Consider the following 22,000-nt stretch of genomic DNA (forward strand, 5'->3'; position numbering starts at 1 on the left):
TATGCGCGCCGTGCGATTCCTCGACGGAGAATTCACCGTCGGCGATGTGCCCGAACTGCCCGAGACCGGTCCCGGCCAGGTTCGCATCGCGGTGGCCGCCTGCGGAATCTGTGGCAGTGACCTGTCGGTGTCCAAGGATGCGTGCCGCTTCGTCGAAGTCGCCGAGGCGGGCGGTTACCCGCTGGCCGCGTTCGACACCGAACGACCGGTGGTGCTCGGGCACGAGTACGCCGGGGTGATCACCGAACTCGGTTCCGGGGTCACGGATTTCGCGGTGGGTGACCGGGTGGCGGGTATCGGCTTGGCCACCGATGCCGCGACCGGTATCCCGACGATCATCGGCTACTCCAACACCTATCACGGGGCGTTCGGTGAGGCGATCGTCGTCGATGCCTGCTGGGTGCGCACAGTCCCCGACGATTTGCGGCTGGACCATGCGACCCTCGCCGAGCCGCTGCACGTGGGTGAGATGCATGTCCAGCAGTCGGGGCTCACCGCCGCGGACTCGGCGCTGGTGATCGGTTGTGGGACGATCGGTTTGGGCGCCGTTGTGGCGGCAAAGGCTCGTGGCGCGAAGATGGTGATCGCCTCCGAGCCCTCGCCCCGGCGCCGGGAACTGGCGATGCTCATGGGTGCCGACGTCGTCGTCGATCCGACTGTCCAGAATCCGATCGAGGCGTGGAATGCCCTGGTCGCCGATGCCGGCTCCGTCGTCGGTGCGGCCGCGAACGGGATCCTCATCGCCTACGAATGCAGTGGGCGCGCCGGTATTCTGGACGAGCTCACCCGTCAGATGCCGTTCAATTCGCGGATCCAGGTGCTCGCCGCCGGGTTCACGGCCGAAACCATCACCCCGGTCGTGCCCCAATTCCGGCGCATCGCCATCAATTTCGGTCACGGGCCCTACCAGGATGCCTATGACATCACGCTGCGGCGGCTGGCGGCCGGGTCGATCGATGCGGAGGCGATCATCACCGGCCGCGTCGATCTCGACGGTGTCGCGGACGCGTTCACGACCCTGCGCACCCCTCAGGATCACGTGAAGATCATTGTCCGACCAGGTCTCACCGCAGATTGATTCCGATCGAACGCGGGCGGGCCACCGCCTGCCCGCGTCGCGCTCAGATGCCGAAACCGCCGGAGACCGACAATTGCTGGCCGGTGATGTATCCGGCCTGTTCGGAGGCCAGGAACACGCAGGCGGCGCCGATGTCGGCCGCCGTGCCCCATCGCTTCATCGGCACGAAGCGGCGGGCTTCGGCCTCCCAGGCCGCGTCGACCACGCCCGCGGCCTTGAGCTCGAGGAACATGCCCGCTTCGATGACCCCGACCAGTACCGAGTTGGCGCGGATATTGTGCCTGCCTTCCTCTTTCGCGATGCCGCGGACCAGCGCTTCGTTGGCGGCTTTGGGCAGCACCGAGAGACCGTCGAGGCGGGGCCACCACCGGTCACCGGCGGAGCCGAGGTGGATCACCGAGCCGCCGCCGTGTTCGCGCAGGTGCGGCAGCACGGCGTGCACGGCGGTGAACATGCCCAGCGCCTCCACCTCGATCGACTGCCGGTAGCGGTCGGGTTCGGTGTCGGCGAGGGTGATCTGGTCGACGACGGGCCCGGCACCCCAGACGAGCGTGCGGATCCGCCCGTGCTCGGCGATCACCTCGGCGATCACCCGGTCGACGGCGGCCGCGTCGCGGACATCGACCTGATGGGCGCTGGCGCGCACGCCGAGCTCACGCAATTCGGCCACGGTGGTGTCGGCGACGGATTGTCTGCTGCGGTAGCAGATCGCCACGTCACCGCCCGCCCGTGCGAAGTCCGCGGCGACGGCTCGGCCGAGGCCGCCACTGCCACCGAAGACCAGCGTGACACCGTCGAGAAGAGTCAGTTGCATCATGGGGGAAAGCTAGCGGCGCCTGATCTTTCGCCACATGCGGGTCTCCCGCACAGCGGGAGCGACGGTGTCGCGAGAGTGCTGTCTCACCGGACGCCGAAGAGCGCGCCGCCACCGAATGCCGCGCGATGCGAGACCGGTTGTCCGCCATCGATATCGGTGATCCCGTAGTCGACGGCGGCCTCGGCGGTGATCACCGTGCTGCCGCTGCGCGCGCCGATCTCGGGATCGGTGGCCAGGGCGAGAACGACCCGGCCGACGAATTCCGGTGTCTCCGCGCCGGCGATCGGGAACCCCTCGATGTCTTCGACGCCCATCGCCAGTACCTGCTCGGTGCGCACGATGCCGGGCCACAGCGACAGCGTGCTGACACCGGTGTCGCGCAGTTCCACGGCCATGTCGGCCGCCATCTTGTCCAGCCCCGCCTTCGACATCCCGTACAGCACCGAGTGCAGGTAGCCGCGGGTGCCGAACGAGGAGATGTTGGCGATGACGCCGCTGCCGCGAGGCACCATGAGCCGTGCGGCTTCGACCGAGGCCACATAGTGCGCCCGCAGGCCGACACCGATCAGGGTGTCCCAGTCGGCGACGGGCCGTCGCCAGAACGGATCACTGAATCCGGCGAATCCGTCGGGATTGGCCCAGACGTTGTTGACCAGCAGGTCGAGCCCGTTCTGCTCGGCGGTGATGCGGGTGAACACCGCGGCGATCTGCGCGTCGTCGCGATGGTCGCAGCGCACGGCGATGCCGGTGCCGCCGCGAGCGCTCACCTCGGCGGCCGCGACCTCCAGGGGGCCGCCGTCACCTTCGGTGCCGCGTCCGGTCAGATACACCGTCCAGCCCGCTGCGCCGAGTGCCAACGCGATTCCCTTGCCGACGCCACGGCTGGCGCCGGTCACCAGAGCGATTTTCGACATGTCCGCTCCTACTGCGCGATCCGGGTGGCGTCATCGAGCGGGCGGGTGATCGCCCACAACTGGTGGAACGTGCACGTCGCGATCTTCCATTGCCCGTCCTGCACCCGGTATTCGTCGGCGTACTCGCCGGTGGCGACGGTTTCGGTGCGCTCGATCAGGTTGACCTGGCGGAAGCGCAGCGTCCACCGGCCGCTGGCCGTGCCGTCGTCGCGCACGGTGATGTCGGGGTGTACGCCGTGGTGCATGTCGAGGATCGCGTTCTTGCCGTCCACCTGCTGCAGCGCGATCGATGCGAAGACCGCGGCCATGCCGTCGGCGTCGGTGGTACCGAGCGTGCTGTAGTCCAGCGCCGAGCCGACCGCGACGAAACAGTCACGGAACCCGACCGGGTCTTTGGCGTCGCAGGCACGGAAATAGCGGTGCTTGAGCGCGGTGATCGACTCGATCGCCGCCAACCGTGCGAGGTGGCGGGCCGGGTCGTCGGGCGGCGGTGTTGCAGACATGGAGCTCCTTGGTCGAATCGACAGATCAGACGTGAAGGAGCTCGAAATGGCTGTGAGCGTCCGCTTCCTCTCCTACGTCCCGCGGCCGCCACCGTAGGACCGGGACGTGGTCACCGCGTGCGTGTCTTCCCGCTCATCGGGAACGCCCGCGAGTCTGTGTACCACCCTCAGGGGCGGTCGACGTCGGGAATGATGACCTCGGGCTTGAAGATGACCTTGTAGTGGTAGGGGCTCACCTCGGCGGCTTCGAGCTGTTCGACGAAGTAGCTCACGTTGTCCGAGAGGCCGAGGAAGTGCTTCTTGTATTCCTCATCGCCGGTCTTGCACGTCACCTCGAGCTGGTTGTTCTCGTCCTTGATCGAACACTTGCCCTCGATGGACAGCAGGTACTTGTCGGTGATGCCGTTGAAGAACACCACGCGACGGTTGATCTTGAACTGGTCCGATTCCTTGGACAGGTTCTTCGACACCACGTCGGCGTCGCTCGAGCACCCGGTCACCGCGACGGCACCCGCGAACAGCGCCGCGACAGCGGCGATCAGCTTCTTGTTCATTCCCCCACCTCGTTCGTCCTGCTTCAGACCATCATGAACGTCAGCGATCGAGATCGCCACTGTCAGAGCCGTTCCCACCCGACTCCGGCCGTGGCGCGTCGTACGGCCAGTGGCAGGTCGCCGACCCGGCGATTGCGCTCGGCCTGCTGTGCGTACCGCACAAACCGCCTGGGCTCAGATTGTCCGAGTCAGGACGTGGGGGTACCAGCGGCAGATGCCCAGGGCGAAGCGTAGCTCGAAGGTGTCGGTGTCGACGGCGATGCCGTAGCGGCCGGTGACCTGTTGGATGCGGTACTGGACGGTGTTGCGGTGGACGTCGAGGACGCGGGCGGTGCGGGAGTAGCTGGCGCCTTCGGCGAGGAACACATCGAGGGTGTTGCGCAGGAGTTCCACCTTGGCTCCGTCGCCGGCCAGGGGGCCGAGGACGCGGTGGACGAGGCCGGTCAGCTCGTCCGGGTCGTCGGACAGCAGCGCGAAGGGTGCGATCGTGTCGTAGTCGACGACAGGGGGCGCGGTCTCCCCGGCGGAGACGACGAGCGCCTTGGCCCGTGCCGCGCTACGGGCCGAGCGCCGGAAGCCGGACAGTCCCTCGCCGACGGGGCCGAGTGCGACCCGCACCGGCAAGCCGGACGTTTCGAGCTGTGCGGTGAGTTTTTCGACCGCGCACGGCTGCCCGGTCGGGAACCACAGGCACATGGCGCGGTCCCCCGACGCCGCGACCAATTCGGCACCGCCGGTGCCCATCGCCGCGGCCAGCAACTGTCGGGCCTGCTCGAGCGCGCGCACAGCCTCCGCGCCGGTGACCGTCGACCACACTTCGGCCGCGTGGTGCCACTGATCGAGTCGGTAGCCCAGCACTTCTTCAGCGGCCGCGACATCGACGTCGTCGTGGTCGAGCAGCCGCGCGATCCACTGCTGCCGGGCGGCTTGGCGGCTGCTGAGCCAGCGATCTCGTTCCGCCTCGTAGATCCGCCCCATCGACGAATTGAGCCGATCCAGGTAGGTCCCCGCGAACTTGAGGACCTCCGCGATCCGGGCGGCTTGGTCGGGGCCGGGAACGGCGAGAATCAGCCCGATCGCGGCGTCGAGGATCCGGTACTGCCCGAGCCCGTAGGCGCGCAGCAGGATCGTCAGCGGTACCCCTCGCCGGGCCAGACGTTGGGCGTACGCGGCGGCACCGGCGGGCGGGCTCACGGTGGACGGATCGATACCGTTGGCCAGCACGTACTGCACGGCGGCGATGTTCTCGGCGATGCTGGCGGCTCGCATCTCGGCCAGATCGGCGGCGACGTCGTTGAGCGGAATCATCTGCTCGGTCACCCGGATGAGGTCGGCGGTGATGGCGTCGACGCGCGGGCCCAGGGCCTGTCCCACCCATACCAGGGATCCGTACGCCGCCACGCGCGCTTCCGTCCGTTGAACAAAGAACATCGACAACATTGTGCCATCCGCACAAATTGCCGGCCGATTCGGACTCGGCGTCGATAAACAAACCGGTCATGTGGTCGTGACAGCGTGACATGTGGTGTCATGGTCGCCGAACGCCCCGATATCGACTCCTTCTTGCTTGTTCGACACTGGTCCGCCCCGGTAGGCCGAATCCGACAGGGTTCGTGGGTCATCGCAGAGCTGTGGGCCGGTTAGCTGAAGGATGTTGTACTCGAATGCGTGAAGCGCGCACCTCTCCACGTGAAGTTCGTCGTGCGCCGCGCGGTCGAGGCAACCGAAAGTCGAGTACGCCTCTTTTCACCCAGCTGCTGACCGCGGCGGTCGACACCGCCGGCGACACCGTCGCCGTGTCCTACACCCCCGTCGACGGTGAACGCCGCGAACTCACCTACACCCGACTCGACGAGTACTCGTCCCAACTGGCCAGAGATCTGATCGCGCGCGGCATCGGCCCCGGCGATGTCGTCGCGCTCGGATTCACCCGGTCGATCGAATCGGTGGCGGCGGTGTGGGCGGTGGCCAAGACCGGCGCCGCCTACGTCCCTGTCGATCCGGCGCTGCCCGCCGAGCGGATCGCCTATCTCCTCGAAGACTCCGGCGCCGTGCTCGGCCTCACCGGCACGGCACATCAGGAGAAGCTGGGCGAATCCGTCGAGTGGCTCGACATCGACGCCCCGGCCCAGCACGACCGCGTCGCCGAGCACCCCGCCCACCCGATCTCCTACCTCGACCGAGTTCGTCCGCTGACCGATCAGCACCCGGCCTATGTCATCTACACCTCCGGCTCGACCGGCCGTCCCAAAGGCGTGGTCGTGACCCACACCGGCCTCGGTGCCTTGGTCGCGGCCGCCAGGGAACGCTATTCGGTCGACGAAGGCGACCGCGTCCTGCACGTGTGCTCGCCGAACTTCGACGTCTCGGTACTCGAGCTGCTGGTGGCGTTCAACTCCGGTGCCACGCTGGTGATCGCACCGTCGACGGTCTTCGGCGGCCCCGAACTCGCCGAGCTGCTGCGCCGCGAACAGGTGTCCCATCTGCTGATCACCCCGGCCGCGTTGGAATCTGTCGACGCTCACGACCTGGCCGCCCTGCGCGTGGTCGTCGTCGCGGGCGACGCTTTCGGCCCGACCCTGGTCGACCGCTGGGCCGGCGAGCGCGCCTTCTTCAACGGCTACGGCCCGACCGAGGCCACCGTCCTCGCCACCGGCACCACCGCACTGCGGCCGGGACAGCCCATCACGATCGGCACGGCGTTCGCCGGAGTCGGTGCGACAGTGCTGGATTCGCGGCTGCGCCCGGTCCCCGCGGGCGCGGCGGGTGAGCTGTATCTGTTCGGGCCCGCGCTGGCCCAGAGTTATCAGGGCAGGCCCGCGCTCACCGCCGAACGATTCGTCGCCTCACCTTTCACCGATTCCCGCATGTACCGGACCGGCGATCTGGTCCGGCGCACCGCCGACGGCGATTTCGAATACCTCGGGCGCTCCGATTTCCAGGTGAAGATCCGCGGTTTCCGCGTCGAACTCGGCGAGATCGACGCCGCGCTCACCGCCCACCCCGACATCGAGTACGCGGTCACCCTCGGCACGAAAGCAGACTCGGGCGCGACCGTGCTGGTGTCGTATCTGCTCGCCCGGCCCGGCATGTCGATCGACACCGACGACGTAACCCGCTTCGTCGGCACCTCCTTGCCCGGCCATATGGTGCCGACCGTCCTGATGCCCCTCGACGAGATCCCGTTGACCCCCAACGGCAAACTCGACCGCAACGCCCTGCCCGCACCGGTTTTCGGGGCCGTCGGTTCGCGTGCGCCCGAGGGCCCGGTCGAGACCGCCATCGCTGAACTGTTCACCCAGATCCTGGGTCTGGAGCAGATCGGTGCCGAGGATTCGTTCTTCGCCGCGGGCGGTGACAGCATTCTGTCCATCCAGCTCGTGTCGCGCGCGCGCACCGCCGGCATCTCGTTCACCCCGCAGGCGGTGTTCGAGCACCGCACTGTCGCCGGATTGGCGCGGGTGGCGGTGTTGGGTGCCGAGTCCGCGCCCACGTTGACCGAACTGCCCGGCGGTGGTGTGGGCGTGATGCCGTTGACGCCGGTGCTGGCCGCGTCGCTGGCCGGTGGGCGGGTGTTCGGCCGGTTCACCCAGCAGATGGTGTTGGCCCTGCCTGCCGGCATCGACCGAAATGCTCTGGTGGACACCCTCACCGCGGTGATCGATCACCACGACATGCTGCGGGCCGGACTGCGACAGGTCGACGGACAGTGGGAACTGCACACCCTGCCGCCGGGTGCGGTGGATGTGCACGACCTGCTCCTGCGCGTCGATGTCCCGGCAGGCACCGACCATCTCGGTGCGATCGCCGACGCCGCGATGGATTCCGTGCTCGCGACGCTGGATCCGCAGGCCTACCGGATGATCGGCTTCGCCTGGCTCGCCCGTGCGGACGGCCCCGACGGGCTGGTCGTCGCGGCCAACCACGCGGCGATCGACGGTGTGTCGTGGCGAATCCTGTTGTCGGACTTGGTCGCCGCGTGGGCCCAGTTCGGTCGACGTGTTGTGCTGCCCCCGGTCGGCACGTCGTACCGTCGCTGGGCACACGGCCTGACCGAGATGGCGCCGAGCAGGCGCGAGGAACTCGACCACTGGCGGCAGACCCTGTCGGTGCCCGACCCGCTGCTCGGCAGTCGTTCGCTCGACCCCCGCGATACCGCGTCGACGGTGCGAACCATCAACGTCGAAGTCCGCGCCGACATCACCCAGGCGATCCTGACCGACCTGCCCACCCGGTACCGCGCGGGCGCCGAGGACGGCCTGCTCGCCGCCCTGGCGATGGCTGTGCGCAGGTGGCGGACCCGGCGCGGTGTCGACGCACCCGCGACGCGAGTCCGTCTGGAAGGCCACGGCCGCGAACAGTCCGCGGTCGACGGCGCCGATCTGACCCGCACGGTCGGCTGGTTCACCAGCATGTATCCGATCGCCCTCGACCTGAGCGAGATCGACAACGACGCCGCATGGCACGGTGGCGACGCCACGGCCGCCGTCGTCAAGGCCGTCAAGGAACAGCTGCGCGCGGTGCCGCACAAGGGCATCGGTTTCGGCATGCTCCGCCATCTGGACCCGGAATCGGCACCGCAGCTCGACGGCACCCTGGGCCAAATCGGCTTCAACTACCTGGGACGTATCACCGCGGGCGATCTCGGCGATACCGACCACAGCTGGCTACCCACCGCCGAGTGGGGCGAGCCCGTCGCCGAACAAGACCCCGATCTGCCCGCCGCCGCCGTCATCGACATCAACGCCCTGGCCACCGGTACCGACGCCGGCCTGACACTGCGCGCGTCGTTCTCCTACGCCTCCGGCCTCATCGACGAGGCGTCGGTGCGTGAACTGGCCGACTGCTGGACCGAGGCCCTGACGATCCTCGCCGAACACCTGCGCGATCCGGCCGCCGGTGGCCTCTCGCCCGCCGACGTGCCGCTGGTCCGGGTCACCCAGGCAGAACTCGACACCTGGCATCGCGAACGCCCGCACCTGACCGATGTACTGCCCTTGGCGCCGCTGCAACTCGGTCTGCTCTTCCTCGCCCAGGTGTCCGCGGCCGACCCGTATCTGGTCCAGCTCGCTGTCGAGCTGACCGGCGAGGTCGACACCGATCGCCTGCGACGAGCCGCCCAAGCCGTCCTCGACCGCCACGCGATTCTGCGCACGGCCTTCGGATCGTCGGCGGCGGGCACGCCGGTCGGTTTCGTGGCCGAGCGCGTCACCGTGCCGTGGCAGATCATCGACACCGAACTCGCCGACGCCGACGAGTTCCTGGCCGCCGAGGCGCGGATCGGTTTCGAGCTCGCCGCAGCGCCGCTGCTGCGCTTCACACTGTTCCGCCGTGCCGACGGCATGCACCTGGTGTTGACCGCGCACCACCTGCTCGTCGACGGCTGGTCGATGCCGTTGCTGATGCAGGAACTACTGCTCTGCTACGCCACCGACGGCGCCCCGGCGGTACTGCCGCGGGTACGCCCCTACCGTGACTACCTCGCCTGGCTCGCGAACCAGGACCGTTCCGCCGCGTTGGGCCGCTGGCGCGAGGCGTTGACCGGGCACACCCCGACCCTGCTGACCGCCGCGGTCGCGCCGCCGACCGAGCCGTGCGAGGGCCACGGGATGTGCACCGTCGAGCTGTCACCGGCCGAGGCCGAGGACTTGGCGGCCTGTGCCGCGGCCAACGACGTCACGGTGAACACCCTGTTCCAAGCGGCGTGGGGTGTGGTGCTGGCCGGTGCGTTCGGCCGCGACGACGTTGTGTTCGGTGCGGTGGTCTCGGGTCGCCCACCACAGTTGGACGGTGTCGACACGATGGTCGGACTGTTCGCGAACACCATCCCCGTTCGCGTCCGTTACGCCGAGTCCGAGCCGCTGCGAAACATGTTGTCGCAGCTTCAGTCCGAACAGATCGCCCTGTTGGACGGCCATCACCTCGGCCTGGCCGAGATCCAGCGGGCCGCGGGCTCGGGCGAGCTGTTCGACACGCTCATGGCCTACGAGTCCTACCCCGTCGACACCGAGGGAATGCGGCGCGCGCACGGTTCCATCGACGGCCTCGCGATCGTCGATGTCCGAGCCGCCAACGCCACGCACTACCCGGTGGCCGTGGGCGTCGAGGTGGGCGAGGGGATCCGTGTCGGCCTCCAGTACCGCCTCGACCTGATCGACACCGGCATCGCTCGAGCTCTCGCGCACCGCCTCCGCGCCACCCTCGACGCCTTCCGCCACACACCCGACCAGACCGCCGCGCAGCTCCTGGACACCCTCGACCAGCACAACGATGCGATCGCGGAGGCGAGCTACTGGCGTCGCGTCCTCGCGGATCTGCCTGCGGAGCTGGACCTCCCGACAGATCGCGCCCGCCCCGCGGGCCCCGTGCACGCCGACGCCCGCGTCGGCTTCGAGATCCCCGCCGAACTCCATCACCGCATGCGGGACTTCGCCGATTCCCGCGACACGACGGTCTTCATTCTCGTGCACACCGCCTTCGCGGTGCTGCTGGCCCGCCTGTCCAACACCGACGACATCGCGATCGACACCCCGTGCCCGCAGTCCCCGGATGCCCGCCTGGTGTTACGACTACCGATATGCGGCGCCACACCTGTCGACGAACTGCTGGCCGAGGCGACCACGGTTGCCCGGCGGGCATTCGCGCGAAACGGGTTGTCGCACAGAATGGTGAGCGACCAGGCCGCCGGCGACCCGACGCAGCCACTGGTGCGGGTCACTCTGATGTCGGAGGAATGCCCGTCTGCTGCCGTGGAGCGCGATCTCGTGCTGTCCGTCAACGACCGCCCGGCCGGTGCCATCACCGCCGAATTCGTCTACGCGAGTGCGTTGTTCGACCGGGCAACGGTCGACGTGTTCGCGCAACGTCTGATTCGCCTGCTGACGGACACGATCGAGCGCCCCCATACCGCTGTCGGTGACCTCGCGGTCCTCAGCGCCGCGGAAGAAGCAACCCTCACCGCGCGCAACGCTGACACCGACACCGCGCTGTTGCCCGACCTGATCGCACGCGGCCACGCGCTGGGCCCCGACAGGATCGCCGTCCGGCACGAGAGCCGTTCGATCACCTACGGCGAACTGACCGAGCGGACCGCTCGATGGGCCCGCGAACTGATCGCCCACGGCGTAGGCCCGGAAGTCGCTGTCGCCGTTGCCCTTCCACGGTCCTACGACATGGTCGCGGCCGCGCTCGCCATCGCGGCGGCAGGTGGGGTGTATGTGCCGATGGACCCGCGCAATCCCGCGCATCGCCTCCAGCACCTGGTCACCGACTCGGGCGCGATACTCGGCATCACCGCCGCCGTGCACCTCGACGACCTGCCCGACGAGCCGGCCTGGCTCACACTCGACGATCTCGACCAAGTCACCGCCACATATCCGACGACGCCGATCACCGACGCCGACCGTCTCTCACCCCTGCGCGTGGACCACCCCGCCTACCTCATCTACACCTCTGGCTCCACCGGTCTGCCCAAGGGCGTCAGCGTGACCCACGCCGGTCTGGCACCGCTGGTCGACGAGGCGGTCCGCCGCTACCGCCTCGAGTCCGAGCACCGCTTCCTGCACATCTGCGCCCCCTGGTTCGACCCCTCGGTCCTCGAATGGCTGTGTGCCTTCACCACCGGCGCGACGCTGGTCGTCGTCGCGTCCGACATCGCGGGCGGAATCGAACTCGCGGACCTGCTGGCCGCCGAGTCCGTCACCCACGCCATCATCACCCCCGCGGTCCTGGGCACTCTCGACCCGGCGGGTCTGCACGCACTGGAATCGTTGAGTGTCGGCGGTGACGTGACCACCCCGGAGCTGCTCGCGAAATGGCAGCCCGGCCGCCGCTACCTCAACGGTTACGGCCCCACCGAGACCACGATCATCTCCTCCTACGCCGAACTCACTGCCGGACAACCGATCTCGATCGGCACCCCGGTGCACGGCACGCACGCGATGATCCTGGACGCCCGCCTGAACCCGGTTCCGCCGGGTGTCACCGGCGAGCTCTATCTGACCGGGCGCGCGTTGGCTCGCGGCTACCGCAATCAGCCGACGACGACGTCGGCCCGATTCGTCCCCGACCCGTGGGGTGCGCCCGGCACCCGCATGTATCGCACCGGCGACCTGGTGCGCCTGCGCGAGACCGGCGACATCGACTACCTCGGCCGCGCCGACACCCAGTTGAAGGTGCGCGGTTTCCGGATCGAACCCGGTGAGATCGACGCCGTGCTCGTCAGCCACCCCGCCGTCGAGTTCGCGGTGACCATCGGACGTCAGACCCCCTCGGGGTCGACAACGCTGGTGTCCTATGTACTTGCGGCACAGGATCATTCAGCCGACCCCCACGCCCTCACCGAGTACGCCACCGACCGCCTGGCCGCGCACGCGGTGCCGTCGGCGATCGTGGTTCTCGACGCGCTGCCCCTGACTTCCAACGGCAAACTCGACCGCAACGCCCTGCCCGAACCGGTCGTCGCGACCGCGCCCACCGCGGCACCCACCGGCGCGATGCAAACCCTGCTGGCCGGGCTGTTCGCCCGCGTCCTCGGCGTACCGCAGGTCGGCGTGCACGATTCGTTCTTCGCGATCGGTGGCGACAGCATCCTGTCGATCCAGCTGGTGTCGCTGGCCCGCGCCGCGGGCATCGTCTTCACCACCCGTGATGTGTTCGAACACCGCACCGTGGCAAAGCTGTCCGACATCGCCGCGCTCGACAGCCCCCAGTCGCCCGTGCTGGCCGAACTGCCCGGCGGCGGCATCGGCGATGTCGCGTTGACGCCGGTCCTGGCCGACTTCCTGACCGCCGGTTCGAGCGACCGTTTCGCCCAGACCATGGTCCTGGCACTGCCCGAGAACATCGACCGCCCCGGTCTGGTAGCCACCATCGCCGCGGTCCTGCGCCACCACGACATGCTGCGCTCGCGCCTGCGACGAGACAGCGACACGTGGCAGTTCGAAGTCCTGCCACCCCACGCCGTCGACGTGGACTCCCTGATCACCGAGATCGACCTCTCCTCCGCGGTCACACCGGATGAGCTGACCCGAATCGGCACCGCCGCCATGGATTCGACACTCTCGGCGCTGGATCCCGCTGCCGCCCGGATGATCGCCTTCACCTGGATCCGCAGGCACGGCGACCGCGATGTTCTCACGGTCGCCGCCCACCACTACGTCATCGACGGCGTCTCCTGGCGAATCCTGCTACCCGACCTGGTCGTGGCCTGGGCCCAGCACGCAGCAGGTCAGCAGATCACGCTGCCGCCGGTCGGTACGTCGTTCCGCCGGTGGGCGCACGGCCTCGCCACCGCCGACCGCACCGCCGAACTCGACCACTGGCAACAGGTCCTGTCCACCCCTGACCCGCTGCTCGGCGCCCGCGCGGTCGACAGCAGCCTCGACACCGAGGCGACGACGCGGTCGATCACCGTCCAGATCCCCGCCGACATCACCGAACCCCTGCTCACCACGCTGCCCGCGCAATACCGGGCAGGCGCCGACCACCCCCTGCTCGCCGCGCTGGCCTTGGCAGTGCGGGTCTGGCGTGCCCGTCGCGGTGTCGACGCTCCCACCTTGCGATTGCGACTCGAAGGCCACGGCCGCCAAGAAGACGCTGTCCCCGGCGCGGACCTGACCCGCACCGTCGGCTGGTTCACCACCGTCTACCCCGTCGCCCTCGACCTGTCCGCGATCACACCGACGGTTTTCGACGACGAAGCCCTTGCCGCGACGGTGCGCACCGTCAAGGAACAGCTCCTGACCGTGCCCGACAACGGCATCGGGTTCGGTGTGCTGCGCCGGAACCCGGAAACCCGAAACCGGTTGTCCGGCACCCTCGGCCAGATCGGCTTCAACTACCTGGGTCGCGCAACGACCGCCACCCAGCCCACCGACGACATCGCGTGGTTGCCCACGGCCGATCTCGGTGACATCGACGTCGACTACGACCCCACCCTGCCCGCGCACACCGTCCTCGACATCACCGCGATCGCCGTCACCACCGACACCGGCCTGCGACTGCGGGCGGACTTCCGCTACGCCACCGGCATCCTGTCCGAGTCCGAGGTGCAGGAGCTGGCCGACGACTGGACGAGCTGGCTGACCGCACTGGCCGACCACACCCTCCACCCGTCCGCGGGCGGGCTGACCCCGTCCGATGTCGACCTGGTACAGGTTTCGCAGAACGACCTCGACACCTGGCGCGCAACCCACCCGGGTCTGTCGGATGTGCTGCCGCTGTCGCCGTTGCAGCACTCGTTGCTCGCGCTGGGCGACATGCTCGACGAGTCGGTCCACGCCTATGTCATCCAGCTCATGGCCGAACTGACCGGCGAGCTCGACACCGACCGGCTTCGCCACGCGGCCGCGACGGTGCTGAACCGGCACGCCAACCTGCGCTCGGCCTTCGTCACCGCCCCCGACGGCACCCCCGTTCAGCTCGTCGCCGACGCCGTCGAGGCACCGTTGCGGATCGTCGCAACCACCGACACCGAGCTGCCCGCCCTGCTCGCCGCCGATCAACAGGCCGGCTTCGACCCCACGATCGCACCGCTGCTGCGATTCACGGTGTACACCACCGGTTCCGGGCGCAGCCACCTCGTCCTGACCGGTCACCACATCCTCCTCGACGGCTGGTCCATGCCGCTGCTGATGAAGGAACTGCTCGTTCTCTACGCCACCCACGGCGACGCGACCCCGCTCCCGCCGGTGCGCCCCTACCGCGACTACCTCGCCTGGCTCACCCGTCAGGACCGCGCTGCCGCCGAGCGCGCGTGGTCGGAGGTCCTCGACGGGGTGTCGGCGACGATGATCGCCCCCGAGCTGACCTGGCCGCCCGCGACCGGCCACGGCTACGGCCTGTGCGAGTTCGAACTCGATATTGCGCGGACGTCCGCGCTGACCGCCTTCGCCGCGGCCGCCGAGGTCACCGCGAACACCGTGTTCCAAACAGCCTGGGGCCTGGTCGTCGCCGCGAGCACCGCACGCGACGACGTCGTGTTCGGCGCGACCGTGTCCGGGCGCCCGCCGCAGCTCGACGGCGTGGCCGACATGATCGGGCTGTTCGTCGACGCGGTTCCGGTGCGGGTGCGCATCGACCCCGCCGCCACCGTCGGTGATCTGATCCGCGTCGTCCAGGCCGAGCAGGCATCCCTGCTCGATCACCACCACCTCGGGCTCGGCGCGATCCAGCGCGTCGCGGGACTGGGCGAACTCTTCGACACCATGCTCGCTTTCGAGTCCTACCCCGTCGACGTCGAAGGCCTCCAGCAGGCAGGCGGCGCGCTCGACAACCTGAGCATCGACGATCTGCACGGCGCCGACCACACCCACTACCCGATCACGGTCCTGGTCTTCCTCGGCGCCCGCACCCAGGTGCAGATCAAGTACCGCCGCGACCTCGTCTCGGATCCGGTGGCCCGCGCGGTCACCGACCGTCTCCGCACGGCGATCGACAGCCTCGTCGCGGCCCCGACCACGCCCGTGGTCCGCATCGCCCAACAGCTCACCACCGACCCGGCCGACCCGATCACCCGATCCCGCTTCTGGCGCCAGAGCTTGGCCGACTTGCCTGCCCGTCTGGTCTTGCCCACCGACCACCTCGACCGCGTGGTCGCCGACAGCGCGCGCAGTACGCACGCGGACAGTGGCCTCGGAGCCGAGCACGGTGGTGCCAGGTCGACCATCCCGACGACGGTGCACCGAGACCTCCGTGAACTCGCCGACACCGCGAACGTGAGCCGGCAGTCGCTGGTCCGCACCGCCTTGGCTGTACTTCTCGCGCGACTCTCGGCGTCCGACGACATCGTGATCAGAACCCGCACTCCTGATCTGTTGCTGCGCACCGCCATCGATCCCGCGGCACCCTTCCTCGATCTGCTCACGCGAGCACACGAGGCCGAGACTGTCGCGCTGGCTCATGCCGGCATCCCGCTCGCGGACTTCGCCGACCTGCTCGGCGTCGAGCCCCGTGCGCTGGCGCAGGTGTCGCTGGAAGTACGGTCCACCGACTCCGCCGAACCGTCGGACGACCCCTTGCCCGTTCCCGTCCGGGTGACCGTGGTCGAGACGGCGTCGAGCACGGCGATCGAGATGTCTTTCGCCCGAAGCATTTTCGATGACCACGAAGCCGAGATGTTCGTGCGGCGTCTGGCCCGGCTGCTCACCGCGATCGCCGCCGATCCACGGACCCCGGCCGGCGATCTGCCGTTGTCCGATCACGCCGAGCACACGTTCCTGACCCACCTCGGCGACGGCACGACCCCGTCGAGCACCCCCACCCTGCCCGAGTTGCTCGTGCGCGGCACCGGCTACGGCCAGCATCGCATCGCCGTGCGCGACAACGCGAACACCTACACCTACGGCACCCTCGACGCCGACTCCTCACGCCTGGCCCGAGTTCTCGTCGCCGAGGGAATCGGCCCGGAAACCGTCGTCGCGTCGGCGATCCCGCGCTCCTACCAGTCGATCCTCGCGTTCTGGGCCATCGCCAAAGCGGGCGGCGTGTACCTTCCGGTCGACCCGAACTACCCCGAAGACCGTGTCCGTCACATGCTCGCCGACTCCGGCGCGACCATCGGCCTCACCGTCGCCGCCAGGGTGAACAGCCTGCCCGGATCCCTGCGCTGGCTGGCCCTGGACGAACCGACCGCCCAGGCCCGCATCGCCGCCCGCTCGTCGACCCCGGTCCGCGACCGCGACCGCCGAGCACCCCTGCGCCGCGACAACATCGCCTACGTGATCTACACCTCCGGCTCCACCGGCACACCCAAGGGCGTCTCGGTCACCCACGCGGGACTCGGCGCCCTCGTCACCCACTCGGCTGCCCTGATGCGCCTGCGCCACGACCACCGCATGCTGCACGTCTGCTCACCCAGCTTCGACCAGTCGATCGAGGAACTGAGCACCGCCTTCCACCATGGCGCCACACTGGTCATCGCGCCGCCGGAGACCCTGGGCGGCACCGACCTCGACGATCTGCTGCGCACCGAACAGGTGACGCACACGATCATCACCCCCGCCCTGCTGAGCACCCTGAACCCGAGCGCCCTGCCCGACCTCCGGTGCGTGTCCGCCGGCGGCGAAGCCACCGCCCCCGAACTGCTGGCCGCGTGGCAACCGGGCCGCAGTTTCCTCAACGGCTACGGCCCCACCGAGGCGACCATCGGCGCGACCTACTCGTCGCTGCGTGCCGGGGACCGCGTCACGATCGGTCGCCCCGTACCGGGCATGCGCGCCGTGGTCCTCGACGCCCGTCTGCACCCGGTGCCGGTGGGCGCCACCGGCGAGCTCTATCTGGCGGGTCCCGCACTCGCACGCGGATACCGCGGCCGCGCCGCCGCCACCGCGGATCGTTTCGTCGCCTGCCCCTGGGCCGGTCCCGGCGCACGCATGTACCGCACCGGCGACCTCGTCCGCTGGGTGCACGGCGACACCTACGAGCTGGAATATCTGGGCCGCACCGACTTCCAGATCAAGATCCGCGGCTTCCGGATCGAGCCCGGCGAGATCGACGCCGTCCTGCTGCGGCACCCGCAGGTGAGTTTCGCTCTCACTCTCGGCGCGCAGAACCCCGCCGGTGACACCGTGCTGGTCGCGTACGTGACAGGCCGCGAGATCGACCCCGGCGCCATCACCCGGTGGTCCGCGTCGATGCTGCCCGCGCACATGGTCCCGGCCGCCGTCGTCGTCCTGGACCGTATCCCGCTCTCGGCCGCCGGAAAGATCGACCGAACTGCCCTGCCCGCACCGGAATTCGCGACGCGCATCTACCGTGAGCCCGCGGCCGGGCTGGAACGAACCGTCGCCGAGGTGTTCGCCGAGGTGCTCGGTGCCGAACGTGTCGGCGCCGACGACAACTTCTTCGATTTGGGCGGCAACTCGCTGCTCGCCACCCGCCTGACCGCTCGGATCGGCGCCGCACTCGACATCCGGGTGCCGGTGCGCGTGCTGTTCGCCGCACCCACCGTCGCCGAATGCGCGCACGAGATCGCCGGATTGGCCCGCGCGGCGCGGCGCCCCGCCCTGCGGGCGCGCCCACGACCGGACCACATCCCGCTCTCGCCCGCCCAGCAGCGCATGTGGTTCCTCAACCGCTTCGACACCGCGACCGCCGCCTACAACATCCCGGTCGTGCTCCGCCTGACCGGTGAACTCGACACCACCGCGATGCGACAGGCATTCACCGATCTCGTCGCACGCCACGAGATCCTGCGCACCGTCTACCCGACCGTCGACCAGGCACCGGCTCAGATCGTTCTGCCTTCGGACCACCCGGATGTACCGCGCCTCGACGTCACCACGATCGCCCCGGACGTCGACGAAAGCCTGACTTCCGCGGTGACCGAACTGGTTTCGACCGTTTTCGACGTCACCCGAGAAGTGCCCTTGCGTGCCACCCTGTTCGAACTCGGCCCGCACGACTACGTCCTGGCCATGGCCGTGCACCACATCGCCGGTGACGGCTTCTCCGGCGGACCCCTCACCCGCGACCTCGTCATCGCCTACACCGCACGCGCACAACGACAAGCCCCCACCTGGGCACCGTTGCCGGTGCAATACGCCGACTACGCGATCTGGCAGCAAACCCTGCTCGGCGACGAAACCGATCCCACCTCGGTGTCGGCCGCCCAGCTCGCCTACTGGCGGCACGCCCTGGCAGAGCTGCCCGACCAGCTCGAACTACCCCGCGACCGGCCACGACCGGCGATCCAGTCCTACGCGGGCGGCCGGGTTCCGTTCACCGTCGACACCGCCACCCACGCCGCCCTCGCCGAACTGTCCCGCACCCACGGCGCGACCCTGTTCATGGCCGTGCACACTGCCTTCGCGGTGGTACTCGCCGAGCTGTCGGGCACCACCGACATCGCCATCGGCACACCGGTCGCCGGCCGCGGTGACGCCGCCCTCGACGACCTGATCGGCATGTTCGTCAACACCCTGGTCTTCCGCACCCGCGTCGACGCGGGCGCGAGCTTCGCCGAACAGCTCACCCGCCAGCGCGACACCGACCTGGCTGCCTTCGCCCACGCCGACATTCCGTTCGAACGGCTGGTGGAAGTCCTCAATCCGGCCCGCTCCACCGCCCGCCACCCTCTGTTCCAGGTCGGTCTGTCGTTCCAGAACCTGGCCGAGGTGCGCATGGACCTGCCCGGCATGAGGGTGTCGTCGGTGGAGCTCGATCGGGAGCTGTCCCAGTTCGACCTGCACCTGATCCTGGCCGACCGCTACACCGCCGAGGGTTCTCCGGCCGGCATCACCGGCTACTGCACCTACGCCGCCGATCTGTTCGACGCGGCCACGGTCGAAGGCTTCCTGGCCCGGCTCACCCGGCTGATCACCGCGGTGGTCAGCGACCCCGGCGCACCGCTGCACACCATCGACCTGCTCGCCCCCGCCGAACGAGTCCGGATCCTCGACTCCTGGAATCACACAGCGCGACAAGCAGATCCGACCGCGACCCTGGTCTCCCTGTTCGATGCGACCGTCTCGCGCGCCCCGGACGCCCTCGCCCTCGTCGCCGACGACACCCGGCTGACCTACGCCGACCTCGACGACCGAGTCAACCGTTTGGCCCGCTACCTGATCACCGCGGGCGTCGGCCCGGAAACCCCGGTGGCACTGGCGATGCGACGATCGATCGACCTGGTCGTGGCGATGTACGCGGTCAGCACCGCGGGCGGGGTCTACGTCCCGATCGACCCCGATCACCCTCGATCGCGCACCGCCTACATCCTGGACACGGCCGCCCCGCTGCTCATCCTCACCAACGCCGACACCTGGCTCGGCGCGACCGACAACCTCGGCACCGACATCACGACAACCCGTGTTCGATGTGTCGAGCGGCTGGACCTCACCACCCACAGCCCCGCCCCGATCACCGACCGCGACCGCCGCGCACCCTTGCGCCCCGCGAACACCGCCTACGTGATCTTCACGTCGGGATCGACGGGCCGCCCGAAGGGCGTCGCCGTCTCCCACGCCGCGATCGTCAACCAGTTGCGCTGGAAGACAGCCGAATTCGGTCTCACCGCACAGGACACCGTGCTCCTCAAGACCGCGGCCACCTTCGATCTGTCGGTCTGGGAGTTCTGGTCCGCGGCGATCTGCGGCGGTCGACTGGTCCTCGCCGCGCCCGACGGTCACCGGGATCCGGCCTACCTCGCGGACCTGATGCGGCGCGAAGAAGTGACGACCCTGCACGTCGTGCCGTCGATGCTCGACACCTTGGTGACCGGGCAACTCCCACCGTCACTGCGTCGCGTCCTGGCCATCGGCGAGACCCTCCCGGTCGCACTGACCCGCCGATTCGCCGCCGCGGCCCCGAACACCGCCCTGTTCAACGTCTACGGCCCGACCGAGGCCGCGGTCTCGATCACCAGCCACCGGGTGAGTGCCGCCGACACGACCACCGTCGCGATCGGCACACCGGTCTGGAACAGCCAGGTCTACGTTCTGGACGCACGGCTACGCCCGGTCCCCGTCGGCGTTGCGGGCGAGCTGTACCTCGCGGGCGCTCAGCTGGCCACCGGTTACCTGGGCCGTCCCGACCTCACCGCCGAACGCTTCGTCGCCAACCCGTTCCACGCGGGCACTCGTCTGTACCGCACCGGCGACCTCGCCGCCTGGCGCGCCGACGGCGAACTCGAATACCGCGGCCGCACCGACTTCCAGCTCAAGATCCGCGGCTTCCGCATCGAACTCGCGGAGATCGATGCCGTGCTGGCTTCCCATCCCGACGTCGGCTTCGCCGTCACCGTCGGTCGCGAGAACCAGGCCGGGGAAACAGTCCTGGTGTCCTACGTGGTGGCCGCACCCGATCGCGAGATCGACAGGGACAGCCTCGCGCGATGGGCGGCTCAGTCACTGCCCACCCATATGGTTCCGGCCACGATCATGGTCCTCGGTGTAGTCCCCCTGACCCACACCGGCAAACTCGACCGTGCCGCGCTGCCCGCGCCCGAACTCGCCACCCGCGAATACCGCGCCCCGGACACGGCCCTCGAACACACGGTCGCCGCGATCTTCGCCGACATCCTGCGCCTGGACCGCGTCGGCATGGACGACCACTTCTTCGAACTCGGCGGCACATCGCTGAGCGCCACCCGCCTGTCGACCCAGCTCGGTACCGCGACGGCCGCGACCGTCCCCGTCACCTGGATCTTCACCACCCCCACCCCGGCGGGCATCGTGGCGGCGTTGCGCGCCGCGGGCACCGACAGTGCGGGCACCGACGCCGCTTTCGACGTCCTGCTGCCCCTGCGCACCGAAGGATCCGGCGAACCACTGTTCTGCGTCCACCCCATCAGCGGCATCGCCTGGTCCTTCAGCGGCCTCGCGGCCCACCTCGACCGCCCGCTGTACGGTCTCCAGTCACCGGCGCTGAGTTCGAGCGAGCCTCTTCCGGATTCGATCGAGGAATGGGCACTGCGCTACCTCAAGGAGATTCGCGCGGTACAGGCCGAAGGTCCGTACCACCTGCTCGGCTGGTCGCTCGGCGGCGTCATCGCGCACGCCATGGCGGTCCAACTCCAGGAAGACGGCGAAGAAGTCGCGGTGCTGGCCATGCTGGACAGCACCCTGTCGTCGGCGTCGACGGCCGTCGCGACGACCGTGACCGCCGCCGACCTGCTCGGCGGGTTCGCCGGCGCCGAGCAGGTGAACTTCGCCGACCCGGTCGACATCCACCACCTCGCACGGACACTGTTCGAACTCTCCGCACCGCAAGCCGTAGTCGACCCGTCCCGCATCGACCGGATCGTCGACGCGGCGATCACCTCGGTCGCCCTCGACGCCGCCTACCACCCCCGCCGTTTCGACGGCGCCATCACCTATTTCACCGCGGCCCACAGTGATCCGACCGGAACCACCGGTGCGTCGTCCTGGGCCGAGGCGGTGACCGGCGCCGTCGACAATCATGCGGTGGACGCAACCCACTGGCGCATGACCGAAGACCGCGCCCTCGCCGTCATCGCCGACAGATTGCGGAAGGAACTGGGCTAGCCGAAACCGATTCGGGCGCGGCGGTATCGCCCTGGTACCGTCGCGGGGTCCGTGACATCACAGGAGGAGGTGAGACCCATCAACGCAGTAGTCCATGGGTGCTCCCTCACTGCACGGTCGGCCGCCTGACGTCAAGGTCGCCGGGAGCGC

The 22,000-nt window shown here is 69.2% G+C and carries 7 protein-coding genes; 2 read left to right on the top strand and 5 right to left on the bottom strand.

Going from position 1 to position 22,000, the window contains the following annotated elements; translation table 11 throughout:
* Position 1: 1 nt before the first annotated feature.
* On the top strand, positions 2 to 1,078 hold the full coding sequence (locus tag ACFVJ5_RS07600) for an alcohol dehydrogenase catalytic domain-containing protein (RefSeq protein WP_379219060.1): 1,077 nt from the start codon (positions 2 to 4) through the stop codon (positions 1,076 to 1,078).
* A gap of 43 nt (positions 1,079 to 1,121) precedes the next feature.
* On the opposite strand, the gene ACFVJ5_RS07605 is transcribed toward ACFVJ5_RS07600, so the two are convergent.
* The 5 genes from ACFVJ5_RS07605 to ACFVJ5_RS07625 all read right to left on the bottom strand — a co-directional run bounded on the left by ACFVJ5_RS07605 (position 1,122) and on the right by ACFVJ5_RS07625 (position 5,297).
* Positions 1,122 to 1,895 (bottom strand): SDR family NAD(P)-dependent oxidoreductase, encoded by a 774-nt coding sequence (locus ACFVJ5_RS07605; protein WP_379219061.1) that lies wholly within the window; start codon positions 1,893 to 1,895, stop codon positions 1,122 to 1,124.
* 83 nt (positions 1,896 to 1,978) lie between these two features.
* Entirely contained in the window at positions 1,979 to 2,809 is an 831-nt protein-coding gene (locus ACFVJ5_RS07610; protein WP_379219062.1) for an SDR family NAD(P)-dependent oxidoreductase, read from the bottom strand.
* Positions 2,810 to 2,817: 8 nt separating this feature from the next.
* Positions 2,818 to 3,312, bottom strand: coding sequence for a nuclear transport factor 2 family protein (locus tag ACFVJ5_RS07615; RefSeq protein WP_379219063.1), 495 nt, complete (start codon positions 3,310 to 3,312; stop codon positions 2,818 to 2,820).
* Between the two features lie 167 nt (positions 3,313 to 3,479).
* Positions 3,480 to 3,866 (bottom strand): hypothetical protein, encoded by a 387-nt coding sequence (locus ACFVJ5_RS07620; RefSeq protein WP_379219064.1) that lies wholly within the window; start codon positions 3,864 to 3,866, stop codon positions 3,480 to 3,482.
* Between the two features lie 174 nt (positions 3,867 to 4,040).
* Positions 4,041 to 5,297, bottom strand: a complete 1,257-nt coding sequence (locus ACFVJ5_RS07625; protein ID WP_379219065.1) for a PucR family transcriptional regulator — start codon at positions 5,295 to 5,297, stop codon at positions 4,041 to 4,043.
* A 233-nt stretch (positions 5,298 to 5,530) separates the two neighbouring features.
* Between ACFVJ5_RS07625 and ACFVJ5_RS07630 the strand changes: the two genes are divergently transcribed.
* Complete coding sequence (locus ACFVJ5_RS07630; RefSeq protein WP_379219066.1) at positions 5,531 to 21,850, top strand: amino acid adenylation domain-containing protein; 16,320 nt, start codon at positions 5,531 to 5,533, stop codon at positions 21,848 to 21,850.
* Positions 21,851 to 22,000: the final 150 nt, after the last annotated feature.

The sequence above is a fragment of the Nocardia sp. NPDC127606 genome (genome assembly GCF_042671725.1).
Taxonomy (GTDB): Bacteria; Actinomycetota; Actinomycetes; order Mycobacteriales; family Mycobacteriaceae; genus Nocardia.